We start from the raw sequence: 19,162 nt of genomic DNA on the forward strand, positions 1-19,162 counted from the left end.
CTTAGGGATGAATTAATTACGATTGTAATTTCAGGCTGAAAAAGTCATATTTCGGACAGAGTTAACTTTTCGGTATGGGACGTTTGCCGGGATGATAACTGCACACGGGAAAAATGCTTTTTTACCTGTCTTTTCAAGGAAGAATCACCTTATGTCTGCATCTTCGGTTAAGCCGTTAAATGTTCAATTACCCGCAATAACCCTGATCCTTTTTGCGCTATGTGTTGGGATATTTTGTTACCTCGCACAATGGATGAGTTATGAAGAAGTCGATCAATCCGCACTCATCCATCTCGGCGCTAACGTTGCCTCTCTCACGTTGTCGGGTGAACCCTGGCGCTTATTGAGCAGTGTTTTTCTGCACAGTAGTTTTTCCCATTTGCTGATGAATATGTTTGCACTCCTGGTGGTGGGGACAGTGGCGGAACGGATACTGGGGAAATGGCGACTCCTGATTATCTGGTTATTCTCCGGCATCTTTGGTGGGCTCATCAGCGCCTGTTATGCGTTACGCGAAAGTGAGCAGATAGTCATCAGCGTTGGGGCATCCGGGGCAATTATGGGAATAGCTGGCGCTGCGATAGCAACACAGCTTTCTTCAGGTGCGGGTACACACCATAAAAACCAGCGGCGAGTATTTTCTCTGTTGGGTATGGTGGCGCTGACACTGTTGTATGGTACCCGGCAAACAGGAATAGATAACGCTTGCCACATTGGCGGCCTGATTGCGGGGGGCGCGTTGGGTTGGCTGAGTGCGCGTTTATCTGGGCAAAACCGACTTGTTACGGAAGGCGGGATTATTGTTGCGGGTAGTCTTCTACTGACCGGGGCTATCTGGCTTGTGCAGCAGCAGATTGATGAATCAGTTTTGCAGGTCAGGCAAAGCCTGCGTGAAGAGTTTTATCCGCAGGAGATTGAACAAGAGCGACGGCATAAAAAGCAGCAGTTAGCGGAGGAACGCAACGCCCTCAGGGAAACATTACCCGCTCCGGTAAGTCGTGAACAGGCCAGTGGTGATTTGCTCGCTGAGATTGCCGATATCCATGATATGGCGATCAGTCGGGATGGTAATACGTTTTATGCCGCAATTGAAAACACGAACAGTATTGTTGTTTTCGACCTCGGACAAAAGAAAATCCTGCATACCTTTACAGCGCCCATAGCGAAAGAAAAGTCAGTCAAACATTGTGGTGGCTGTAAAGATCAGGGCGTCAGATCGCTGGTGTTAAGCCCCGATGAAAAGTTGCTGTATGCGACTTCATTTGAAGCGAATGCAGTATCGGTCATTAACGTGGCGACGGGGGAGATTATTCAGTCGATTACCACCGGCGCCCATCCTGACAGCCTTATCCTCTCGCGTGATGGCACAAAAGCCTGGGTGATGAATCGCACCAGTAATAGTGTGTCAGCGATTGATCTGGTGACTTATCAGCATGTGGCGGATATCCCACTGGAGAAATACGACGGGACGGGGACGAGCGGTAAACCAGGCGCCTGGGTTATGGCACTTTCCCCGGATGAAAAAACATTACTGGTTCCGGGAGCAGGCAGAGGTAACATCGTGCGGATCAATACCATCACGCATCAGAAAGAAGATTTTCCCGCAGGTGATGCGCGTGGTGTCGTTTCTGCGATGGGATTCCGACCAAAAAATGGTGAGGTTATTTTTGCCGATAGTCAGGGGATTTCAGGTATAAGCACAGGGGATCAACAAGCCAGCATTATGACGCAATGGTGTAGCAGGAGCGTTTATTCTGTTGAGGGTATTAGCCCGGACGGTCAGTATTTAGCGTTGGTGTCATATGGCCTGCAAGGTTATGTCATCCTGCTCAATATTAATGCCGGGCAGATTATTGGCGTTTATCCTGCCAGCTACGTTAATCATCTTCGTTTTTCAGCGGATGGTAGAAAGATATTTGTTATGGCGAAGAACGGGTTAATCCAAATGGACAGGACGCGCTCGCTTGATCCGCAGGCAATTATTCGGCATCCCCAATATGGCGATGTGGCTTGTATCCCTGAACCGTAAAAAAAGGGGCATGATAATCACGCCCCACAGCTCAATGAGAAAGTACGTTTTGTTGATACCGGATGTGGTGTGAACAGTTTATCTGGCCTGCAAAAATGATGCGATTTTGCTGGCCAGTGCATCATTCACATTAACGTTGACGTGCTCGCAGTCTCATCAGCACAGCGGCAAAACCAAACAGTGCCGTCAGCACCCACAGCGGCCAGTTGCCGGTACGTGCGTACGGTGTGAGTCCGGTAGTCGGCGTCACATTAGTGGTCAACACCTCGCGGGTGAATTGCGGGATCATCGCCTGAATCTCACCCTGCGGACCAATCACCGCCGTGATGCCATTATTGGTGCTACGCAGCAGCGGGCGCGCCAGCTCCAGCGCACGCATTCGCGCCATCTGAAAGTGCTGCCATGGGCCAATAGACTTACCAAACCACGCATCGTTGGAGATAGTCAGCAGATAGTCGGTATCCGGGCGGAAGTTATCGCGCACTTGCTCGCCGAGAATGATCTCGTAGCAAATAGCCGCAGTAAGCTCAATACCATTTACCGACAGCGGTGGTTGGATATATGGTCCACGGCTGAATGACGACATCGGCAGGTCAAAGAACGGTGCTAACGGACGCAGAATCGACTCCAGCGGGACAAACTCGCCAAACGGCACCAGATGGTTTTTGTTATAGCGATCGGCTGATTCGTAGCTATACGGTGCACCTTTACCCAGCGTGATGATGGTGTTGTAGGTATCGTAGCGGTTCTGCTTATTGAGACGCGCGTCGACAATCCCGGTGACCAGCGAGCTACCTTTATCACGCAACTCACCGTCCAGTGCTTTGAGGAACGGCTGCTGATTAATTTCCAGGTCGGTTATCGCCGACTCCGGCCAGATAATCAGCGATGACTTGCCCATCAGCGGTGCCGTTGCGTTGTAGTAAATCTTCAGCGTATTGAGAAGCTGGCCTTCATCCCACTTCAGCGATTGCGGAATGTCGCCCTGAACCATCGATACCTGAATGGTTTTCTCCGGTTGCGGGGTAAACCACTGGATGTAACGTAGCGGGAAGGGAAGGGCAAACAGCACGACGGCCACCACCAGCGGACGCCAGTTGCGTTTGACCAACGCCAGTGCCAGCAGGCCGCTTACCATCATCAGCAGGAAGTTAATGGCTTCCACGCCCATTATCGGTGCCAGTCCTTTTAACGGACCGTCAATCTGGCTATAGCCGAACTGCAACCACGGGAAGCCAGTCAGCACCCAACCGCGCAGAAACTCGGTCACTTGCCAGAGAGCAGGGGCGGCAATCGCCACGCGTAGCCAGGTGGTTTTCGGCCACAGACGCGACAGCACGCCAGCAAACAGTCCGGTATACAGCGACAAATACGCTGCCAGCAGCACCACCAGGAAGATGTTAACTGGGCCAGGCATTCCGCCAAAGGTCGCGATGCTGACATAGACCCAGTTAATACCGCTGCCAAACAGGCCAAATCCCCAGCAAAAGCCAATAGCGGCAGACTGGAGTGGACGGCGGTTAAAGGTCAGCGCCTGAAGCCCCATCAGCGAAATAATCGCCGCAGGCCAGACGTCGTAAGGAGAGAAGGCCAGCGTTCCGCAGGCACCGAATAATAACGCCAGCAGCAGGCGAATGCGCTGGCGTTCAATTAATGAGGCAAAAGCCATGTAGTTATCTATCCAGTTTCGGTTTTATTCATCCAGCTTTGGCTGGGGTGAGTCATCCGGGATTTTGACATGAACCTGAATAATACGCCGACTGTCAGCCATCGCCACTTTGAACTGGTAACCGTCGATGTCGATGGTTTCGCCACGCGCCGGGAGATGCCCAAATGCCTGCATCACCAGACCTCCGATGGTGTCGACTTCTTCATCGCTAAAGTGGGTGCCGAAGGCTTCGTTGAAATCTTCGATGGAAGCCAGTGCGCGCACGGTCCAGGTATGACGACTCAGCTGACGGAAGTCGATATCATCTTCTTCGTCATACTCGTCTTCAATCTCACCAACAATCAGCTCCAGGATATCTTCAATGGTCACCAGACCGGAAACCCCACCGAATTCGTCAATGACGATCGCCATGTGGTAACGCTGAGAGCGAAACTCTTTCAGCATCCGGTCTACGCGCTTACTTTCAGGAACGACAACCGCCTGACGTAACACTTTGTCCATGCTGAAGGCTTCAGCATCGCTGCGCATAAACGGCAGCAAGTCTTTCGCCATCAGAATCCCTTCAATGTGATCTTTGTCTTCGCTAATCACCGGGAAACGTGAGTGGGCGGACTCGATGATGACATCAAGGCATTCGTCCAGCGTCTGGTTGCGTTTCAGGGTAATCATCTGGGAGCGGGGGATCATGATGTCGCGAACGCGTTGGTCTGCGATGTCCATCACCCCTTCGAGCATATCGCGCGTATCTTCGTCGATAAGGTCGTTCTGCCCGGAATCACGGATCAGCGCCAGCAGTTCGTCACGGTTTTTCGGTTCACCGTGGAAAAGTTGGCTGAGTAACAGGGAGAAAAATCCCTTCTTGTTGCTTATCGTGTCACTACTGTGTGAATTGTCGTCGCTCATGGCGTCGTATGGGTTCTCATGTTAGTTAATCAAAACGCCGTCGTTAATCACCAACGGCGGGGACGTCTGCCAGTCAAATGCCTGGCAAATTATTCTTTCTCGGCAATGTACGGATCCTCATAGCCCAGAGCAAGCATAATCTCTGTTTCGAGGGCTTCCATTTCTTCTGCTTCGTCGTCTTCGATGTGATCGTAACCTAACAAATGCAGACTGCCGTGCACCACCATATGCGCCCAGTGCGCTTCCAGTGGTTTGCCTTGCTCCTGTGCTTCCTTCTCAACCACCTGACGGCAGATAACCAGATCGCCCAGCAGCGACATCTCCATGCCAGGCGGTACTTCAAACGGGAAGGAGAGCACGTTGGTCGGCTTATCCTTACCGCGATAGGTCAGATTGAGACTGTGGCTTTCGGCGGTATCGACCACGCGAATAGTCACTTCCGATTCTTCCTGAAACTGCGGGATCACCGCATTCAGCCATGTCTGAAACTGGCTCTCTTCCGGTAACCCGGAATTATCTTCACATGCCAGTTGTAAATCGAGGATCACCTGACTCATTTTTGTTCCTGTTCTTCGCGCTTGCGTTCTGCTGCCAGCGCCGCTTTTCGTTTTTGTTCGGCTTCTTCCCAGGCTTCATAAGCGTTAACGATACGCGCTACCACCGGGTGACGAACCACGTCTTCGCTGTGGAAGAAGTTAAAGCTGATCTCTTCGACATCGGCTAACACTTCGATAGCGTGACGTAAACCTGATTTAGTATTACGCGGTAAGTCGATCTGCGTGACATCGCCGGTAATAACCGCTTTTGAGTTAAAACCGATACGAGTCAGGAACATCTTCATCTGTTCGATGGTGGTGTTCTGGCTCTCATCAAGAATGATAAACGCGTCGTTCAACGTACGACCACGCATATAGGCCAGTGGTGCGACTTCAATAACGTTGCGCTCAATCAGCTTCTCGACTTTCTCAAAGCCCAACATTTCAAACAGCGCGTCATACAGCGGGCGCAGATACGGGTCCACTTTCTGGCTTAAATCGCCAGGCAGGAAGCCCAGTTTCTCACCGGCTTCTACCGCCGGACGAGTCAGCAGAATACGGCGAATTTCCTGACGCTCCAGGGCATCAACTGCCGCAGCCACTGCCAGGTAGGTTTTACCCGTACCCGCCGGGCCAACGCCGAAGGTAATGTCATGGTCGAGAATATTGGCGATGTACTGCGCCTGGTTTGGCGTGCGCGGTTTAATTACACCGCGTTTGGTCTTGATATTGACCGCTTTGCCATACTCCGGCACGCTCTCCGCACTTTGTTCCAGCACGCGCGCTTCTTTAATCGCAAGGTGGATCTGTTCCGGCTCGATATCCTGAATCTGACCGCGCATCGGGGCAGTATCGACATACAGGCTACGCAGAATGTCTGCCGCAGCGGTGACGCAAATCGGACGGCCGGTCAGTTTAAAATGATTATCGCGGCGATTGATTTCGATGCCGAGACGGCGTTCGAGTTGTTTGATGTTGTCATCAAACGGGCCGCACAGGCTCAACAGACGTGCGTTGTCTGCTGGCTCCAGAGTGATTTCGCGAGTGTCTATGTTCAAACCGTTCCTCTTATCTGTATGCCGCCGGAAGCTGAACATTCACCGGCCTATAAGGAAATTATTCACGCCACAGGAAAAAGGCGCAAGCATTGCGATAAAGATGGGGATAAAGAGAGAAAAAACAAGGCCCACCGGAACGGCGGGCCTGAGAATTACGGCTGATAATAACCCACGCCCAGGTCATTTTCTTTGCGGGTACGGGCAATCACCGATTCCGGTGTTTCTGCCACGCGCAGACCCATTTCATCTTCAGTTCGCACCACTTTACCGCGCAGAGAGTTCGGGTAGACGTCGGTAATTTCTACATCGACGAATTTACCGATCATATCCGGCGTACCTTCGAAGTTGACCACGCGGTTATTTTCAGTACGACCGGAAAGCTCCATGATGCTCTTACGCGATGTACCTTCTACCAGAATACGCTGGGTGGTGCCGAGCATACGGCGGCTCCATGCCATCGCTTGCTGATTAATGCGCTCTTGCAGAATATACAGACGCTGCTTCTTCTCTTCTTCCGGAACATCATCAACCATATCGGCGGCAGGCGTTCCTGGACGAGCGGAGAAGATAAAGCTGTAGCTCATGTCGAAATTGACGTCGGCAATCAGCTTCATCGTTTTTTCGAAGTCTTCGGTGGTTTCACCCGGGAAGCCGACAATGAAGTCAGAACTGATCTGAATATCAGGACGCGCCGCACGCAATTTACGGATGATCGCTTTGTACTCCAGCGCCGTGTGGGTACGTCCCATCAGGTTTAGAATGCGATCGGAACCGCTCTGAACCGGCAGATGCAGGAAGCTCACCAGCTCCGGCGTGTCGCGATACACTTCGATGATATCGTCGGTGAATTCGATCGGATGGCTGGTGGTAAAGCGAATACGATCGATCCCGTCGATCGCCGCAACCAGACGCAGCAGATCGGCAAACGATCCGGTGGTGCCGTCGTAGTTCTCACCACGCCAGGCGTTCACGTTCTGACCGAGCAGGTTGACTTCACGCACGCCCTGAGCCGCAAGCTGGGCAATCTCAAACAGAATATCGTCGGAAGGACGGCTTACCTCTTCACCACGGGTGTAAGGCACCACACAGTAGGTGCAATATTTATTGCAGCCTTCCATGATGGAGACAAACGCGGTTGGTCCTTCGGCACGCGGTTCCGGCAGACGGTCAAACTTCTCGATTTCCGGGAAGCTGATATCTACAACCGGGCTGCGGTCGCCGCGTACGGAGTTGATCATCTCCGGCAGACGGTGCAGCGTTTGCGGCCCAAAAATAATATCAACATAGTGGGCGCGCTGGCGAATGTGCTCGCCTTCTTGCGATGCCACGCAGCCGCCGACGCCGATAATCAGGTCTGGATTCTTCTCTTTTAACAGTTTCCAGCGACCCAACTGATGGAAGACTTTTTCCTGAGCCTTCTCGCGGATTGAGCAGGTGTTCAGCAGCAGCACATCCGCTTCTTCCGCCACGTCGGTCAGTTGATAGCCGTGGGTGGCATCCAGCAGATCGGCCATCTTCGATGAATCGTACTCGTTCATCTGACAGCCCCAGGTTTTAATATGGAGTTTTTTGGTCATCGACTTGCTCTTGCGAAATAGTAGCCAGGAATGCAGGGCGCATAGTGTAATGCTTTGCTGCCGTTGTGACCAGTATGAGCGTTATCAGCCCTTGGGGGTAAAAATCCTGTAAACTTAAAGCATATTGCTAACAGGATGATTGACCATGACAAATCAACCAACGGAAATTGCCATTGTCGGCGGAGGAATGGTCGGCGGCGCACTGGCGCTGGGACTGGCACAGCACGGATTTTCGGTAACGGTAATCGAGCACGCAGAACCTGCACCGTTTGTCGCTGACAGCCAGCCTGACGTGCGGATCTCGGCGATCAGCGCGGCTTCGGTATCATTGCTTAAAGGTTTAGGCGTCTGGGACGCGGTACAGGCCATGCGTTGCCATCCTTATCGCAGACTGGAAACGTGGGAGTGGGAAACGGCGCATGTGGTGTTTGATGCAGCCGAATTGAAGCTGCCGTTGCTTGGCTATATGGTGGAAAACACTGTCCTGCAACAGGCGCTGTGGCAGGCGCTGGAAGCGCATCCGAAAGTAACGTTACGTGTGCCAGGCTCACTGATTGCTCTGCATCGCCATAATGATCTTCAGGAACTGGAACTGAAGGGGGGCGAAGTGATCCAGGCGAAGCTGGTGATTGGCGCTGACGGTGCAAATTCGCAGGTGCGGCAAATGGCGGGAATTGGCGTTCATGCCTGGCAGTATGCGCAGTCGTGTATGTTGATTAGCGTACAGTGCGAGAATGATCCCGGCGACAGCACCTGGCAGCAGTTTACTCCGGACGGGCCGCGCGCGTTTCTGCCGCTGTTTGATAACTGGGCGTCGCTGGTGTGGTATGACTCTCCGGTGCGTATTCGCCAGTTGCAGAATATGAATATGGCGCAGCTCCAGGCGGAAATCGCGAAGCATTTCCCGTCGCGTCTTGGGTACGTGATGCCACTCGCCGCTGGTGCGTTTCCGCTGACGCGCCGCCATGCGTTGCAGTATGTGCAACCAGGGCTTGCGCTGGTGGGCGATGCGGCGCACACCATTCATCCGCTGGCGGGGCAGGGGGTGAATCTTGGTTATCGCGATGTTGATGCGCTGATTGACGTTCTGGTGAATGCCCGCAGCTACGGTGAAGCGTGGGCCAGTTATCCTGTCCTCAAGCGTTACCAGATGCGGCGTATGGCGGATAACTTCATTATGCAAAGCGGTATGGATCTGTTTTATGCCGGATTCAGCAATAATCTGCCGCCACTGCGTTTTATGCGTAATCTCGGGTTAATGGCGGCGGAGCGAGCTGGCGTGTTGAAACGTCAGGCGCTGAAATATGCGTTAGGGTTGTAGCCTTACAACATTGCCGGATGCATGCCAACTGTAGGTCGGATAAGACGCATCAGCGTCGCATCCGACTTTGAAGAATAAGACGTGTCAACATCGCATTCGACATTGAATATACGCAGAAAAGCAAAAAGCTCGCCGAAGCGAGCTTTTTTAATGTGGCTGGGGTACGAGGATTCGAACCTCGGAATGCCGGAATCAGAATCCGGTGCCTTACCGCTTGGCGATACCCCAACTGGGTGCACTTACAAGGTAAGCGTCTTGAATAAATTGGCTGGGGTACGAGGATTCGAACCTCGGAATGCCGGAATCAGAATCCGGTGCCTTACCGCTTGGCGATACCCCAACAAATTGGTTTGTGAATTTGCCGAACGTATTCGACACATTCAGAATTTGGTGGCTACGACGGGATTCGAACCTGTGACCCCATCATTATGAGTGATGTGCTCTAACCAACTGAGCTACGTAGCCAGATTGTTTCTTCGATGGCTGGGGTACCTGGATTCGAACCAGGGAATGCCGGTATCAAAAACCGGTGCCTTACCGCTTGGCGATACCCCAATAACCGGGCGGTGAACCGCTTACTCGAAGAAGATGGCTGGGGTACCTGGATTCGAACCAGGGAATGCCGGTATCAAAAACCGGTGCCTTACCGCTTGGCGATACCCCATCCGTACAACGCTTTCTGGTGAATGGTGCGGGAGGCGAGACTTGAACTCGCACACCTTGCGGCGCCAGAACCTAAATCTGGTGCGTCTACCAATTTCGCCACTCCCGCAAAAAAAAGATGGTGGCTACGACGGGATTCGAACCTGTGACCCCATCATTATGAGTGATGTGCTCTAACCAACTGAGCTACGTAGCCATCTTTTTTTTCGCGATACCTTATCGGCGTTGCGGGGCGCATTATGCGTATAGAGCCTTGCAGCGTCAACCTCTTTTTCAAGGAAAATTGCTCGAAAGTGACTGTTTGGTTAGGTTGCGAACAGCGTGGCGCTATATTCGTCAATTATTGTTTACTTTGTGTTTTTTCCCCACCCTACAGCCATTCTTTTGTCATACAGGATGAAATTCGGAATTCAACAATAGTGGTAGGAAATTAATCTATGAAATACTGACCCGTTGCAACAGGACAGGGCAGGGATCGCTACGCCTGCATCTCTGCTACCACTTCAGGCGATTTATTGAGGGAATACTATGCTGCGTTTTATGACGGCGCTGATGGGTGCGTTATTACTTATGCAATCTGCGTTTGCCGATACGGTCAAACCGGAAATCGGTAAATATGTTTTTGGCTATCGTGGGCAGGAAGGCGCTGTGGTGTGGATGATGCGGATAGGGCCGAAAGCCTCTAATGAAGCCCTCATTCAGGTATCGCATGTTGATAATGACATCGATGGCCAGATTTTTCGCTGTAAAGTGAAAGCATTACAGGAAGGTGAAAAATCCTATACCGCCGTAATTAAGGGCAAATCTTTTGAGTTATTACGCCTGAAAGAGGGGAATGGCAGCCTGCATATTCCGGATGAGCAGGCGACCTGGTCGGTGGCCTACAGTGATGAGTTGTCAAACAGTGATGTGGCAAACCCGGAACATTTCCTTACTGCATATCAGAATCAACAAGCAGCTCAATAACTGAAACAGCCCCGGATTTCTCCGGGGCAGTACCGCCTTTCTTACTTATAGGCCGACTGGTGAACGCCAACCGCACGACCAGACGGATCGTCCATTTTCTTGAACGCCTCATCCCATTCAATCGCTTTAGCGGAAGAACACGCGACGGACGGGCCGCCCGGTACACACTCAGCGGCGCTCGGTAGCGGGAACAGTTCTTCAAAGATCTCCCGGTACAGATACGCTTCTTTTGAGGTCGGCGTGTTGTACGGGAAGCGGAAACGGGCAGTTTCCAGTTGTTGATCAGAAACCTGCTGCGCCGCCACTTCTTTCAGAGTGTCTATCCAACTGTAACCGACGCCATCGGAAAACTGCTCTTTCTGCCGCCAGGCCACACTTGCAGGCAGGTACGACTCAAAACATTCACGCAGGATGTGTTTTTCCATCTTGCCGTTACCGCACATTTTATCCTGGGGGTTAATACGCATTGCCACGTCGAGGAATTTCTTGTCGAGGAACGGAACGCGCGCTTCCACGCCCCAGGCGGACATCGCTTTGTTGGCGCGCGCGCAGTCATACATATGCAGGGCCAGCAGTTTGCGCACCGTCTCTTCATGCAGTTCTTTAGCGTTCGGCGCTTTGTGGAAGTAGAGATAACCGCCAAACACTTCATCAGAACCTTCACCGGACAGCACCATTTTAATGCCCATCGCTTTGATCTTACGCGACATTAAATACATCGGTGTTGAAGCGCGGATAGTCGTCACATCATAGGTTTCAATGTGGTAAATCACGTCGCGGATGGCGTCCAGACCTTCCTGTACAGTGAAGTGAATTTCATGATGCACAGTGCCCAAATGGTTTGCCACTTCCTGGGCTGCCTTCAGATCCGGTGAACCCGGCAGACCTACAGCAAAGGAGTGCAGCTGCGGCCACCAGGCTTCAGAGCGTTCCTGATCTTCCACGCGACGGGCGGCGTATTTCTTGGTGATCGCGGAAATAATTGAGGAATCCAGACCACCAGAAAGCAGCACACCGTAAGGCACATCAGACATCAGATGGCTTTTAACGGAATCTTCCAGTGCCTGACGCAGCTCGTTTTTGTCGGTCACGTTATCTTTCACCGCATCGTAGTCGAACCAGTCGCGGTGATAATAAGAACGGATTTCGCCGTCCTGACTCCATAAATAGCTCCCCGCCGGGAACTCTTTAATCGTGCGGCATACTGGCACGAGAGCTTTCATTTCTGAGGCCACATACAGCTGACCGTGTTCGTCATAGCCCATATATAGCGGGATGATCCCCAGATGGTCGCGACCAATCAGATACGCATCTTTTTCGCTGTCGTACAGGGCAAAAGCGAACATGCCCTGCAAATCGTCGAGAAATTCCGGCCCTTTTTCCTGATACAGCGCGAGGATCACTTCACAGTCAGACCCGGTCTGGAACTGGTAACGATCGCCATATTCAGCGCGCAATGCCTGGTGGTTGTAGATTTCACCGTTTACTGCCAGCACATGAGTTTTTTGTTGGTTGTAGAGAGGTTGCGCCCCCGCGTTAACGTCAACAATGGACAGACGTTCGTGGGCGAGAATGGCGTTATCGCTGGCATAAATACCGGACCAGTCCGGGCCACGATGACGCATCAAGCGTGACAGCTCGAGTGCTTTCTTACGCAGCTCAACTGCGTCTGTTTTGATATCGAATACGCCAAAAATTGAACACATAACCTTCTCCGTTAACCTGGTATTTGTTGCTTGTTGTGTTTGCTTGTTTAAAAAAATGCCGCAAAGCAGCACTATGCGCAAGCGATTTGGCAGGGGGAAAATAAAAAACGTAATGGTGATTGTCGATTGGTGAAAAAAGGTCTGGTGTGAGGATGTATTTATTGATGAATCGATAATTTTTAGCGGGTTTTATTAAATGGTTATATTTTACGGGGGCCAAATTGCTGACAAAGTGCGATTTGTTCATGCCGGATGCGGCGTGAACGCCTTATCCTGCCTACAAAAGCATGAAAATTCAATATATTGCAGGAGCTGCGTAGGCCTGATAAGCGTAGCGCATCAGGCAGTTTGGCGTTTGTCATCAGAGCCAACCACGTCCGCAGACGTGGGTGGTATTCAGATAACGTCGATTTCAGCGACTGACGGGTAAATCCAGCTTGGGCGGAACGGCATACTGTCGATATCGTCGAGCGATGAAACACCAGAAAGCACCAGAATCGTCTCCAGACCGGCCTGGAAGCCCGCCAGAATGTCGGTGCGCAAGTTATCGCCGACAATCACCGTTTCTTCCGAATGCGCCTGCATTTTGTTTAATGCTGCGCGGATGATCCACGGACTCGGCTTACCAACATAGAACGGTTTACGTCCGGAGATTTTTTCGATCCCCGCGCATAGCGCGCCACAGGCCGGATAAAAACCGCGCCCGTGGGTGTCCGGGTTGGTGGCGATAAAGCGTGCACCGTTAGCGACGAAATAGGCTGCTTTATGCATCATGTCCCAGTTGTAGGAACGCGTTTCGCCAACAATCACAAAATCAGGGTTCACATCGGTAATAGTGAAACCGGCTTTGTACAGTTCATGAATCAGTGCGCCTTCGCCCACCACATACGCTTTCTTGCCTTCCTGGCGACGCAGGAAATCGGCGGTCGCCATCGCGGAGGTATAAAACACGCTGTCCGGCACATCGACACCCGCAGTGGCAAAGCGGTTCGCCAGATCTTGCCCGGTCTGCGAAGGATAGTTGGTCAGCAACACCAGCGGCAGGCCTTTATCCATAATCCCGTGCAAAAATTCCGCTGCACCCGGTACGGCGACGTTATCGTGCATTAGCACGCCGTCGATATCGCAAATTACATTTTTAATGGTCATGGACTACCCAGAATATTGACAACAATAAGCGCCACTATAAAAGCACATTAATTTTCCAGCAAATGCTGGAGCAAAATACCGTTGAGCATGGCGCGTTTTACCAGCGCAAAAGCGCCGATTGCCGAGCGGTGATCCAGCTCAGAACGTACCACGGGCAGATTGGTGCGAAATGCCTTCAATGCCTGGGTATTAATGCAGCTTTCAATAGCAGGGAGCAGCACTTTATCGGCTTCGGTGATTTCACCGGCAATAACAATTTTTTGCGGATTAAATAAGTTGATAGCAATGGCGATGGTTTTACCCAGATGACGACCAACATATTCAATCACTTCCGACGCCAGACCGTCGCCTTTATTCGCGGCTTTGCAGATAGTTTTGATGGTGCAGTCGTCCAGTGGCACACGGCTCTGGTAGCCCTGCTTTAACAGATTCAACACCCGTTGTTCAATGGCAGCGTTGGCGGCGATAGTTTCCAGGCAGCCAAAGTTGCCGCAGTGGCAGCGTTCACCCAACGGTTCGACCTGAATATGACCAATTTCACCGACGTTGCCGTTGCGCCCGATAAAAATGCGCCCGTTAGAGATAATCCCTGCCCCGGTTCCGCGATGCACACGCACCAGAATGGAGTCTTCGCAATCCTGGCTTGCACCGAAGTAGTGCTCTGCCAGTGCCAGACTGCGGATATCGTGGCCGACAAAACAGGTCACTTTAAAACGTTCTTCCAGTGCTTCTACCAGTCCCCAGTTTTCCACCTGAATATGCGGCATGTAATGAATTTTGCCGCTGTCCGGGTCAACAAGCCCTGGCAGGATCACGGAAATGGCGATCAGCTCGCGCAGTTTGCGCTGGTAGCTATCAATAAACTGAGCAATGGCATTCAGCAGGGCATGTTCCAGCGTCTGCTGGGTACGTTCTGGCAGCGGGTAATGTTCTTCTGCCAGCACTTTGCTGCTGAGATCAAACAGGGTGATGGTGGCGTCGTGACGACCAAGCCGTACGCCGATTGCGTGGAAATTGCGGGTTTCGGTGACGATAGAGATAGCGCGGCGGCCCCCGGTGGAGGCCTGCTGATCAACTTCTTTAATCAGCCCGCGTTCGATAAGCTGACGCGTAATTTTTGTTACGCTGGCGGGGGCAAGCTGGCTTTGCTCGGCAATCTGAATCCGCGAGATTGGCCCGTACTGGTCAATCAGGCGATAAACCGCCGCGCTGTTAAGCTGTTTTACGAGATCAACATTACCTATCTGAGCTTGTCCGCCTGGTGTCATACTTTCTCTTATTGAGTTACGACCTCGTTACCGTTAACGATGGTCTTGGTGATTTTAAAATCAGGTGTGAATGCAGTCAGGTTGGCTACTTTACCTGCGGCGAGCGTGCCGAGACGTTTCTCAACGCCAATCGCACGCGCCGGATAGAGCGTCGCCATACGCAGCACTTCATCCAGTGCGATACCACAATGTTCGACCAGATTACGCACGCCTTCAATCATGGTTAAGGATGAACCGCTTAACGTACCGTTCTCATCCACACAAAGTCCGTTACGGTAGTATATTGTTTTACCCGCAAAAATGAACTGTTCAATGTTGGCACCTGCTGGTGCGGTGGCGTCAGTAACCAGACACAGTTTGTCGCCTTTCAGACGTTTAGCGTTGCGAATGTTGGCGTAATCAACATGCAGGCCATCAGCGATAATACCGCAATAAATGTCAGCTTCGTCGAGAATCGCGCCCGCCAGGCCCGGTTCACGACCGGTAATATACGGCATCGCGTTGTACAGATGAGTGGCAAAGGTAATCCCCGCGCGGAAACCGGCTTTTGCTTCTTTCAACGTCGCGTTGGAGTGACCGGCAGAAACCACAATCCCGGCATTTGCCAGTTTACTGATCACTTCCGCAGGAACCATTTCCGGTGCCAGCGTCACTTTGGTAATGACGTCGGCGTTCTCACACAGGAAATCGACCAGCGCGGCATCAGGCTTACGCACAAAATTCGGATTATGGGTGCCTTTTTTTACCAGATTCAGCCACGGACCTTCCAGATGCAGACCTAACGCCTGATTCGGATGTTTTGCCAGGTACTCGCGCATAACGCGCACGCCCTGTTTCATCAGCTCGTCGCTGGTGGTGATAAGCGTCGGCAAATAGTTAGTACAGCCTGATTTCTCATTGGCTTTCTGCATGATTTCCAGCGTTTCTACGCTGACCGCTTCAGCAGTATCGTTAAACTGCACGCCGCCGCAGCCGTTTAACTGCACATCGATAAAACCGGGGGAGAGAATGGCCCCGTTCAGTGAACGTTGTTCGATCTCTGGCGGCAGTTCCGCTACCGGACAGACGCTTTTAATCAGGCCATCAGCGATAACAACCGCGTGGTCATCAAGAAATTCGTGGCCGGTAAAGATTCGGCCCTGGGTTAATGCATACATTCTGACCCCCGATTTAAAAAAAATATTGCCCTGAGCAAGGTGTCAGGGCAGGGATAATAATTACAGACCTTTGATATTTTCTGCTTCTAATTCATTGAAATATCTTAAAGTCTTAACTTTCAGCTCCATGGTGGAAGGTTCATCGCACACCATGATGGCTTTCGGATGCAGTTGCAGACAGCTGATGGTCCACATGTGGTTCACGCAACCTTCAACTGCGGCTTGCAGCGCCAGTGCTTTCTGGCTGCCCAGCACCAGAATCATCACTTCTTCGGCATCCAACAATGTACCAACACCGACAGTCAGGGCATATTTTGGCACCTGATTGACATCGTTATCAAAGAAACGAGAGTTCGCGACGCGAGTGTCATGAGTCAGGGTTTTGATACGAGTACGAGAAGCCAGAGAAGACGCCGGTTCGTTAAATGCAATATGACCGTCGTTACCTACACCGCCCATAAACAGATGAATTTTTCCGTAAGAACGGATTTTTTCTTCATACTGGCGGCACTCGGCGTCGATATCCGGGGCGTTGCCGTTGAGAAGGTTGATGTTTTCTGCTGGAATATCAACGTGATCGAAGAAGTTACGGTGCATAAAGCTGTAGTAGCTTTCCGGATGCTCTTTCGGCAGACCGACATATTCGTCCATGTTGAAGGTGACAACGTGCTTAAAGCTGACCTGGCCTGCTTTATGCATTTCGACTAACGCTTTATAGGTGGTCATCGGCGTGCCGCCAGTCGGCAGGCCCAGAACAAACGGACGATCGGCAGTCGGTTTGAACGCATTGATACGATTGACGATATGGCGAGCAGCCCATTTGCCGACCTGTTCAGCGGTAGTCAGGGGGATCAGTCTCATTATTCACCTCAGTAAGTAAAATGTAAGCCGTTGGCGGATTAGGCATCTTTAAGCGTAACCTGGATTTGCGCAGACAGGCGTCAATCCGACCTGATTTTTTGAATGATAAAATAAGTTTTCTGGTTTAGCCAGTAAAAGGGAGTGATGATAACGATATTTGGTGACAAAACTCACAAAAGACACGCGTTTAATTTGCGATACGAATTAAATTTTCACACACTCTGTAGCAGATGATCTAACAATCTGATTACAGAACATCGGCAGTACAATTTGCAGCAAAATAAAAATACGGCTTTAAACGAGCCAAATAGGGTTCTCGTAGGGGGAATAAGATGAATATTTTAGGTTTTTTCCAGCGACTCGGTAGGGCGTTACAGCTCCCTATCGCGGTGCTGCCGGTGGCGGCGCTGTTGCTGCGATTCGGTCAGCCAGATTTACTTAACGTTGCGTTTATTGCCCAAGCGGGCGGTGCGATTTTTGATAACCTCGCATTAATCTTCGCCATCGGTGTGGCATCCAGCTGGTCGAAAGACAGCGCAGGTGCGGCGGCGCTGGCGGGTGCGGTCGGTTACTTTGTGTTAACCAAAGCGATGGTGACCATCAACCCAGAAATTAACATGGGTGTACTGGCGGGTATCATTACCGGTCTGGTCGGTGGTGCTGCCTATAACCGTTGGTCCGATATTAAACTGCCGGACTTCCTGAGCTTCTTCGGCGGCAAACGTTTTGTGCCGATCGCCACCGGCTTCTTCTGCCTGGTGCTGGCGGCCATTTTTGGTTACGTCTGGCCACCGGTACAGCACGCTATCCATGCAGGCGGCGAATGGATCGTTTCTGCGGGCGCGCTGGGTTCCGGTATCTTTGGTTTCATCAACCGTCTGCTGATCCCAACCGGTCTGCATCAGGTGCTGAACACCATCGCCTGGTTCCAGATTGGTGAATTCACCAACGCGGCGGGTACGGTTTTCCACGGCGACATTAACCGCTTCTATGCCGGTGACGGCACCGCGGGGATGTTCATGTCCGGCTTCTTCCCGATTATGATGTTCGGTCTGCCGGGCGCGGCGCTGGCGATGTACTTCGCAGCACCGAAAGAGCGTCGTCCGATGGTTGGCGGTATGCTGCTTTCTGTTGCTGTTACTGCGTTCCTGACCGGTGTGACTGAGCCGCTGGAATTCCTGTTCATGTTCCTTGCACCGCTGCTGTACCTCCTGCACGCACTGCTGACGGGTATCAGCCTGTTTGTGGCAACGCTGCTGGGTATCCATGCTGGCTTCTCCTTCTCTGCGGGGGCTATCGACTACGCGTTGATGTATAACCTGCCGGCCGCCAGCCAGAACGTCTGGATGCTGCTGGTGATGGGGGTTGTGTTCTTCGCTATCTACTTCGTGGTGTTCAGTGTGGTTATCCGCATGTTCAATCTGAAAACGCCGGGTCGCGAAGATAAAGAAGACGAGATCGTTACTGAAGAAGCCAACAGCAACACTGAAGAAGGTCTCAATCAACTGGCGACCAACTATATTGCTGCGGTTGGCGGCACTGACAACCTGAAAGCCATTGACGCCTGTATTACTCGTCTGCGCCTGACGGTGGCTGACTCAGCTCGCGTCAACGATGCGATGTGTAAACGTCTGGGTGCTTCTGGGGTGGTAAAACTGAACAAACAGACTATTCAGGTGATTGTTGGCGCGAAAGCGGAATCCATTGGCGATGCAATGAAGAAAGTCGTTGCCCGTGGTCCGGTAGCAGCCGCCTCTGCTGAAACTGCGCCTGCAACTACCGTGCCTGTAGCAAAACCGCAGGCCGTACCAAACGCGGTGTCTGTCGCGGAGCTGGTATCGCCGATTACCGGTGATGTTGTGGCGCTGGATCAGGTTCCTGACGAAGCATTTGCCAGCAAAGCGGTGGGTGACGGTGTGGCGGTGAAACCGACGGATAAAATCGTCGTATCGCCAGCCGCAGGGACAATCGTGAAAATCTTCAACACCAATCACGCGTTCTGCCTGGAAACCGAAAAAGGCGCTGAGATTGTCGTCCATATGGGTATCGACACCGTAGCGCTGGAAGGCAAAGGCTTTAAACGTCTGGTGGAAGAGGGGGCGCAAGTAAGCGCAGGGCAACCGATTCTGGAAATGGATCTGGATTACCTGAACGCTAACGCCCGTTCGATGATTAGCCCGGTGGTTTGCAGCAATATCGACGATTTCAGCGGCCTTATCATTAAAGCTCAGGGTCATGTTGTGGCGGGTCAAACGCCGCTGTATGAAATCAAAAAGTAATCTTCTTTATGCCTGATGCG

14 protein-coding genes and 7 tRNA genes are annotated in these 19,162 nt (G+C 51.9%); 4 read left to right on the forward strand and 17 right to left on the reverse strand.

Going from position 1 to position 19,162, the window contains the following annotated elements:
• Nucleotides 1–151 precede the first annotated feature (151 nt).
• The gene (locus QUE34_RS03615) at nt 152–2,029 is read left to right on the forward strand and encodes a rhomboid family intramembrane serine protease (protein ID WP_103253825.1); all 1,878 of its coding nucleotides are present in this window, start codon (nt 152–154) and stop codon (nt 2,027–2,029) included.
• A gap of 130 nt (nt 2,030–2,159) precedes the next feature.
• On the opposite strand, the gene lnt is transcribed toward QUE34_RS03615, so the two are convergent.
• The 5 genes from lnt to miaB form a co-directional block, all read right to left on the reverse strand.
• Nucleotides 2,160–3,698, reverse strand: a complete 1,539-nt coding sequence (gene lnt / locus QUE34_RS03620; protein ID WP_032302680.1) for an apolipoprotein N-acyltransferase — start codon at nt 3,696–3,698, stop codon at nt 2,160–2,162.
• Between the two features lie 24 nt (nt 3,699–3,722).
• Nucleotides 3,723–4,601 (reverse strand): CNNM family magnesium/cobalt transport protein CorC, encoded by an 879-nt coding sequence (gene corC, locus QUE34_RS03625; RefSeq protein ID WP_001278605.1) that lies wholly within the window; start codon nt 4,599–4,601, stop codon nt 3,723–3,725.
• 89 nt (nt 4,602–4,690) lie between these two features.
• Nucleotides 4,691–5,158 carry an rRNA maturation RNase YbeY gene (gene ybeY / locus QUE34_RS03630; RefSeq protein WP_000084469.1) on the reverse strand — a complete coding sequence of 156 codons (468 nt, stop codon included), beginning with the start codon at nt 5,156–5,158 and terminating at the stop codon, nt 4,691–4,693.
• A complete protein-coding gene (locus QUE34_RS03635; protein ID WP_001018040.1) occupies nt 5,155–6,195 on the reverse strand; it encodes a PhoH family protein in 1,041 nt (346 codons plus the stop codon). Before QUE34_RS03635 ends, ybeY begins: the two co-directional genes overlap by 4 nt.
• A 152-nt stretch (nt 6,196–6,347) precedes the next feature.
• Nucleotides 6,348–7,772, reverse strand: coding sequence for a tRNA (N6-isopentenyl adenosine(37)-C2)-methylthiotransferase MiaB (gene miaB, locus QUE34_RS03640; RefSeq protein ID WP_000162740.1), 1,425 nt, complete (start codon nt 7,770–7,772; stop codon nt 6,348–6,350).
• Nucleotides 7,773–7,917: 145 nt separating this feature from the next.
• Here miaB and ubiF point away from each other — a divergent pair, with 145 nt between their 5' ends.
• Complete coding sequence (ubiF, locus tag QUE34_RS03645) at nt 7,918–9,093, forward strand: 3-demethoxyubiquinol 3-hydroxylase (protein WP_032302681.1); 1,176 nt, start codon at nt 7,918–7,920, stop codon at nt 9,091–9,093.
• Between the two features lie 153 nt (nt 9,094–9,246).
• Here ubiF and QUE34_RS03650 read toward each other — a convergent pair.
• The 7 genes from QUE34_RS03650 to QUE34_RS03680 all read right to left on the reverse strand — a co-directional run bounded on the left by QUE34_RS03650 (nt 9,247) and on the right by QUE34_RS03680 (nt 9,952).
• Nucleotides 9,247–9,321: transfer RNA gene (locus QUE34_RS03650), tRNA-Gln, on the reverse strand.
• 37 nt (nt 9,322–9,358) lie between these two features.
• Nucleotides 9,359–9,433 (reverse strand) — tRNA-Gln (locus tag QUE34_RS03655).
• 48 nt (nt 9,434–9,481) lie between these two features.
• Nucleotides 9,482–9,558 (reverse strand) — tRNA-Met (locus QUE34_RS03660).
• A gap of 15 nt (nt 9,559–9,573) precedes the next feature.
• A tRNA-Gln gene (locus tag QUE34_RS03665) sits at nt 9,574–9,648 on the reverse strand.
• Nucleotides 9,649–9,682: 34 nt separating this feature from the next.
• Nucleotides 9,683–9,757: transfer RNA gene (locus QUE34_RS03670), tRNA-Gln, on the reverse strand.
• Between the two features lie 23 nt (nt 9,758–9,780).
• A tRNA-Leu gene (locus QUE34_RS03675) sits at nt 9,781–9,865 on the reverse strand.
• 10 nt (nt 9,866–9,875) lie between these two features.
• Nucleotides 9,876–9,952: transfer RNA gene (locus QUE34_RS03680), tRNA-Met, on the reverse strand.
• A gap of 332 nt (nt 9,953–10,284) precedes the next feature.
• Here QUE34_RS03680 and QUE34_RS03685 point away from each other — a divergent pair.
• Nucleotides 10,285–10,722 (forward strand): hypothetical protein, encoded by a 438-nt coding sequence (locus tag QUE34_RS03685; RefSeq protein WP_000943486.1) that lies wholly within the window; start codon nt 10,285–10,287, stop codon nt 10,720–10,722.
• Nucleotides 10,723–10,763: 41 nt separating this feature from the next.
• On the opposite strand, the gene asnB is transcribed toward QUE34_RS03685, so the two are convergent.
• From asnB to nagB, 5 genes are all read right to left on the reverse strand, one after another.
• Nucleotides 10,764–12,428 carry an asparagine synthase B gene (gene asnB / locus QUE34_RS03690; RefSeq protein ID WP_000337081.1) on the reverse strand — a complete coding sequence of 555 codons (1,665 nt, stop codon included), beginning with the start codon at nt 12,426–12,428 and terminating at the stop codon, nt 10,764–10,766.
• Between the two features lie 396 nt (nt 12,429–12,824).
• Entirely contained in the window at nt 12,825–13,577 is a 753-nt protein-coding gene (gene nagD / locus QUE34_RS03695; RefSeq protein ID WP_000153129.1) for a ribonucleotide monophosphatase NagD, read from the reverse strand.
• Between the two features lie 47 nt (nt 13,578–13,624).
• Nucleotides 13,625–14,845: a DNA-binding transcriptional regulator NagC gene (gene nagC, locus QUE34_RS03700; protein ID WP_000187590.1), complete on the reverse strand. Its 1,221-nt coding sequence runs from the start codon at nt 14,843–14,845 to the stop codon at nt 13,625–13,627.
• 8 nt (nt 14,846–14,853) lie between these two features.
• The gene (gene nagA, locus QUE34_RS03705; protein ID WP_000271153.1) at nt 14,854–16,002 is read right to left on the reverse strand and encodes an N-acetylglucosamine-6-phosphate deacetylase; all 1,149 of its coding nucleotides are present in this window, start codon (nt 16,000–16,002) and stop codon (nt 14,854–14,856) included.
• A 60-nt stretch (nt 16,003–16,062) separates the two neighbouring features.
• Entirely contained in the window at nt 16,063–16,863 is an 801-nt protein-coding gene (nagB, locus tag QUE34_RS03710; RefSeq protein ID WP_001237072.1) for a glucosamine-6-phosphate deaminase, read from the reverse strand.
• A 332-nt stretch (nt 16,864–17,195) separates the two neighbouring features.
• On the opposite strand from nagB, the gene nagE reads away from it, so the two are divergent.
• Entirely contained in the window at nt 17,196–19,142 is a 1,947-nt protein-coding gene (nagE, locus tag QUE34_RS03715) for a PTS N-acetyl glucosamine transporter subunit IIABC (RefSeq protein ID WP_001023131.1), read from the forward strand.
• The last annotated feature ends 20 nt before the right edge of the window (nt 19,143–19,162 follow it).

It is taken from the genome of Escherichia sp. KS167_9B (assembly GCF_030295215.1).
GTDB lineage: Bacteria > Pseudomonadota > Gammaproteobacteria > Enterobacterales > Enterobacteriaceae > Escherichia > Escherichia coli_F.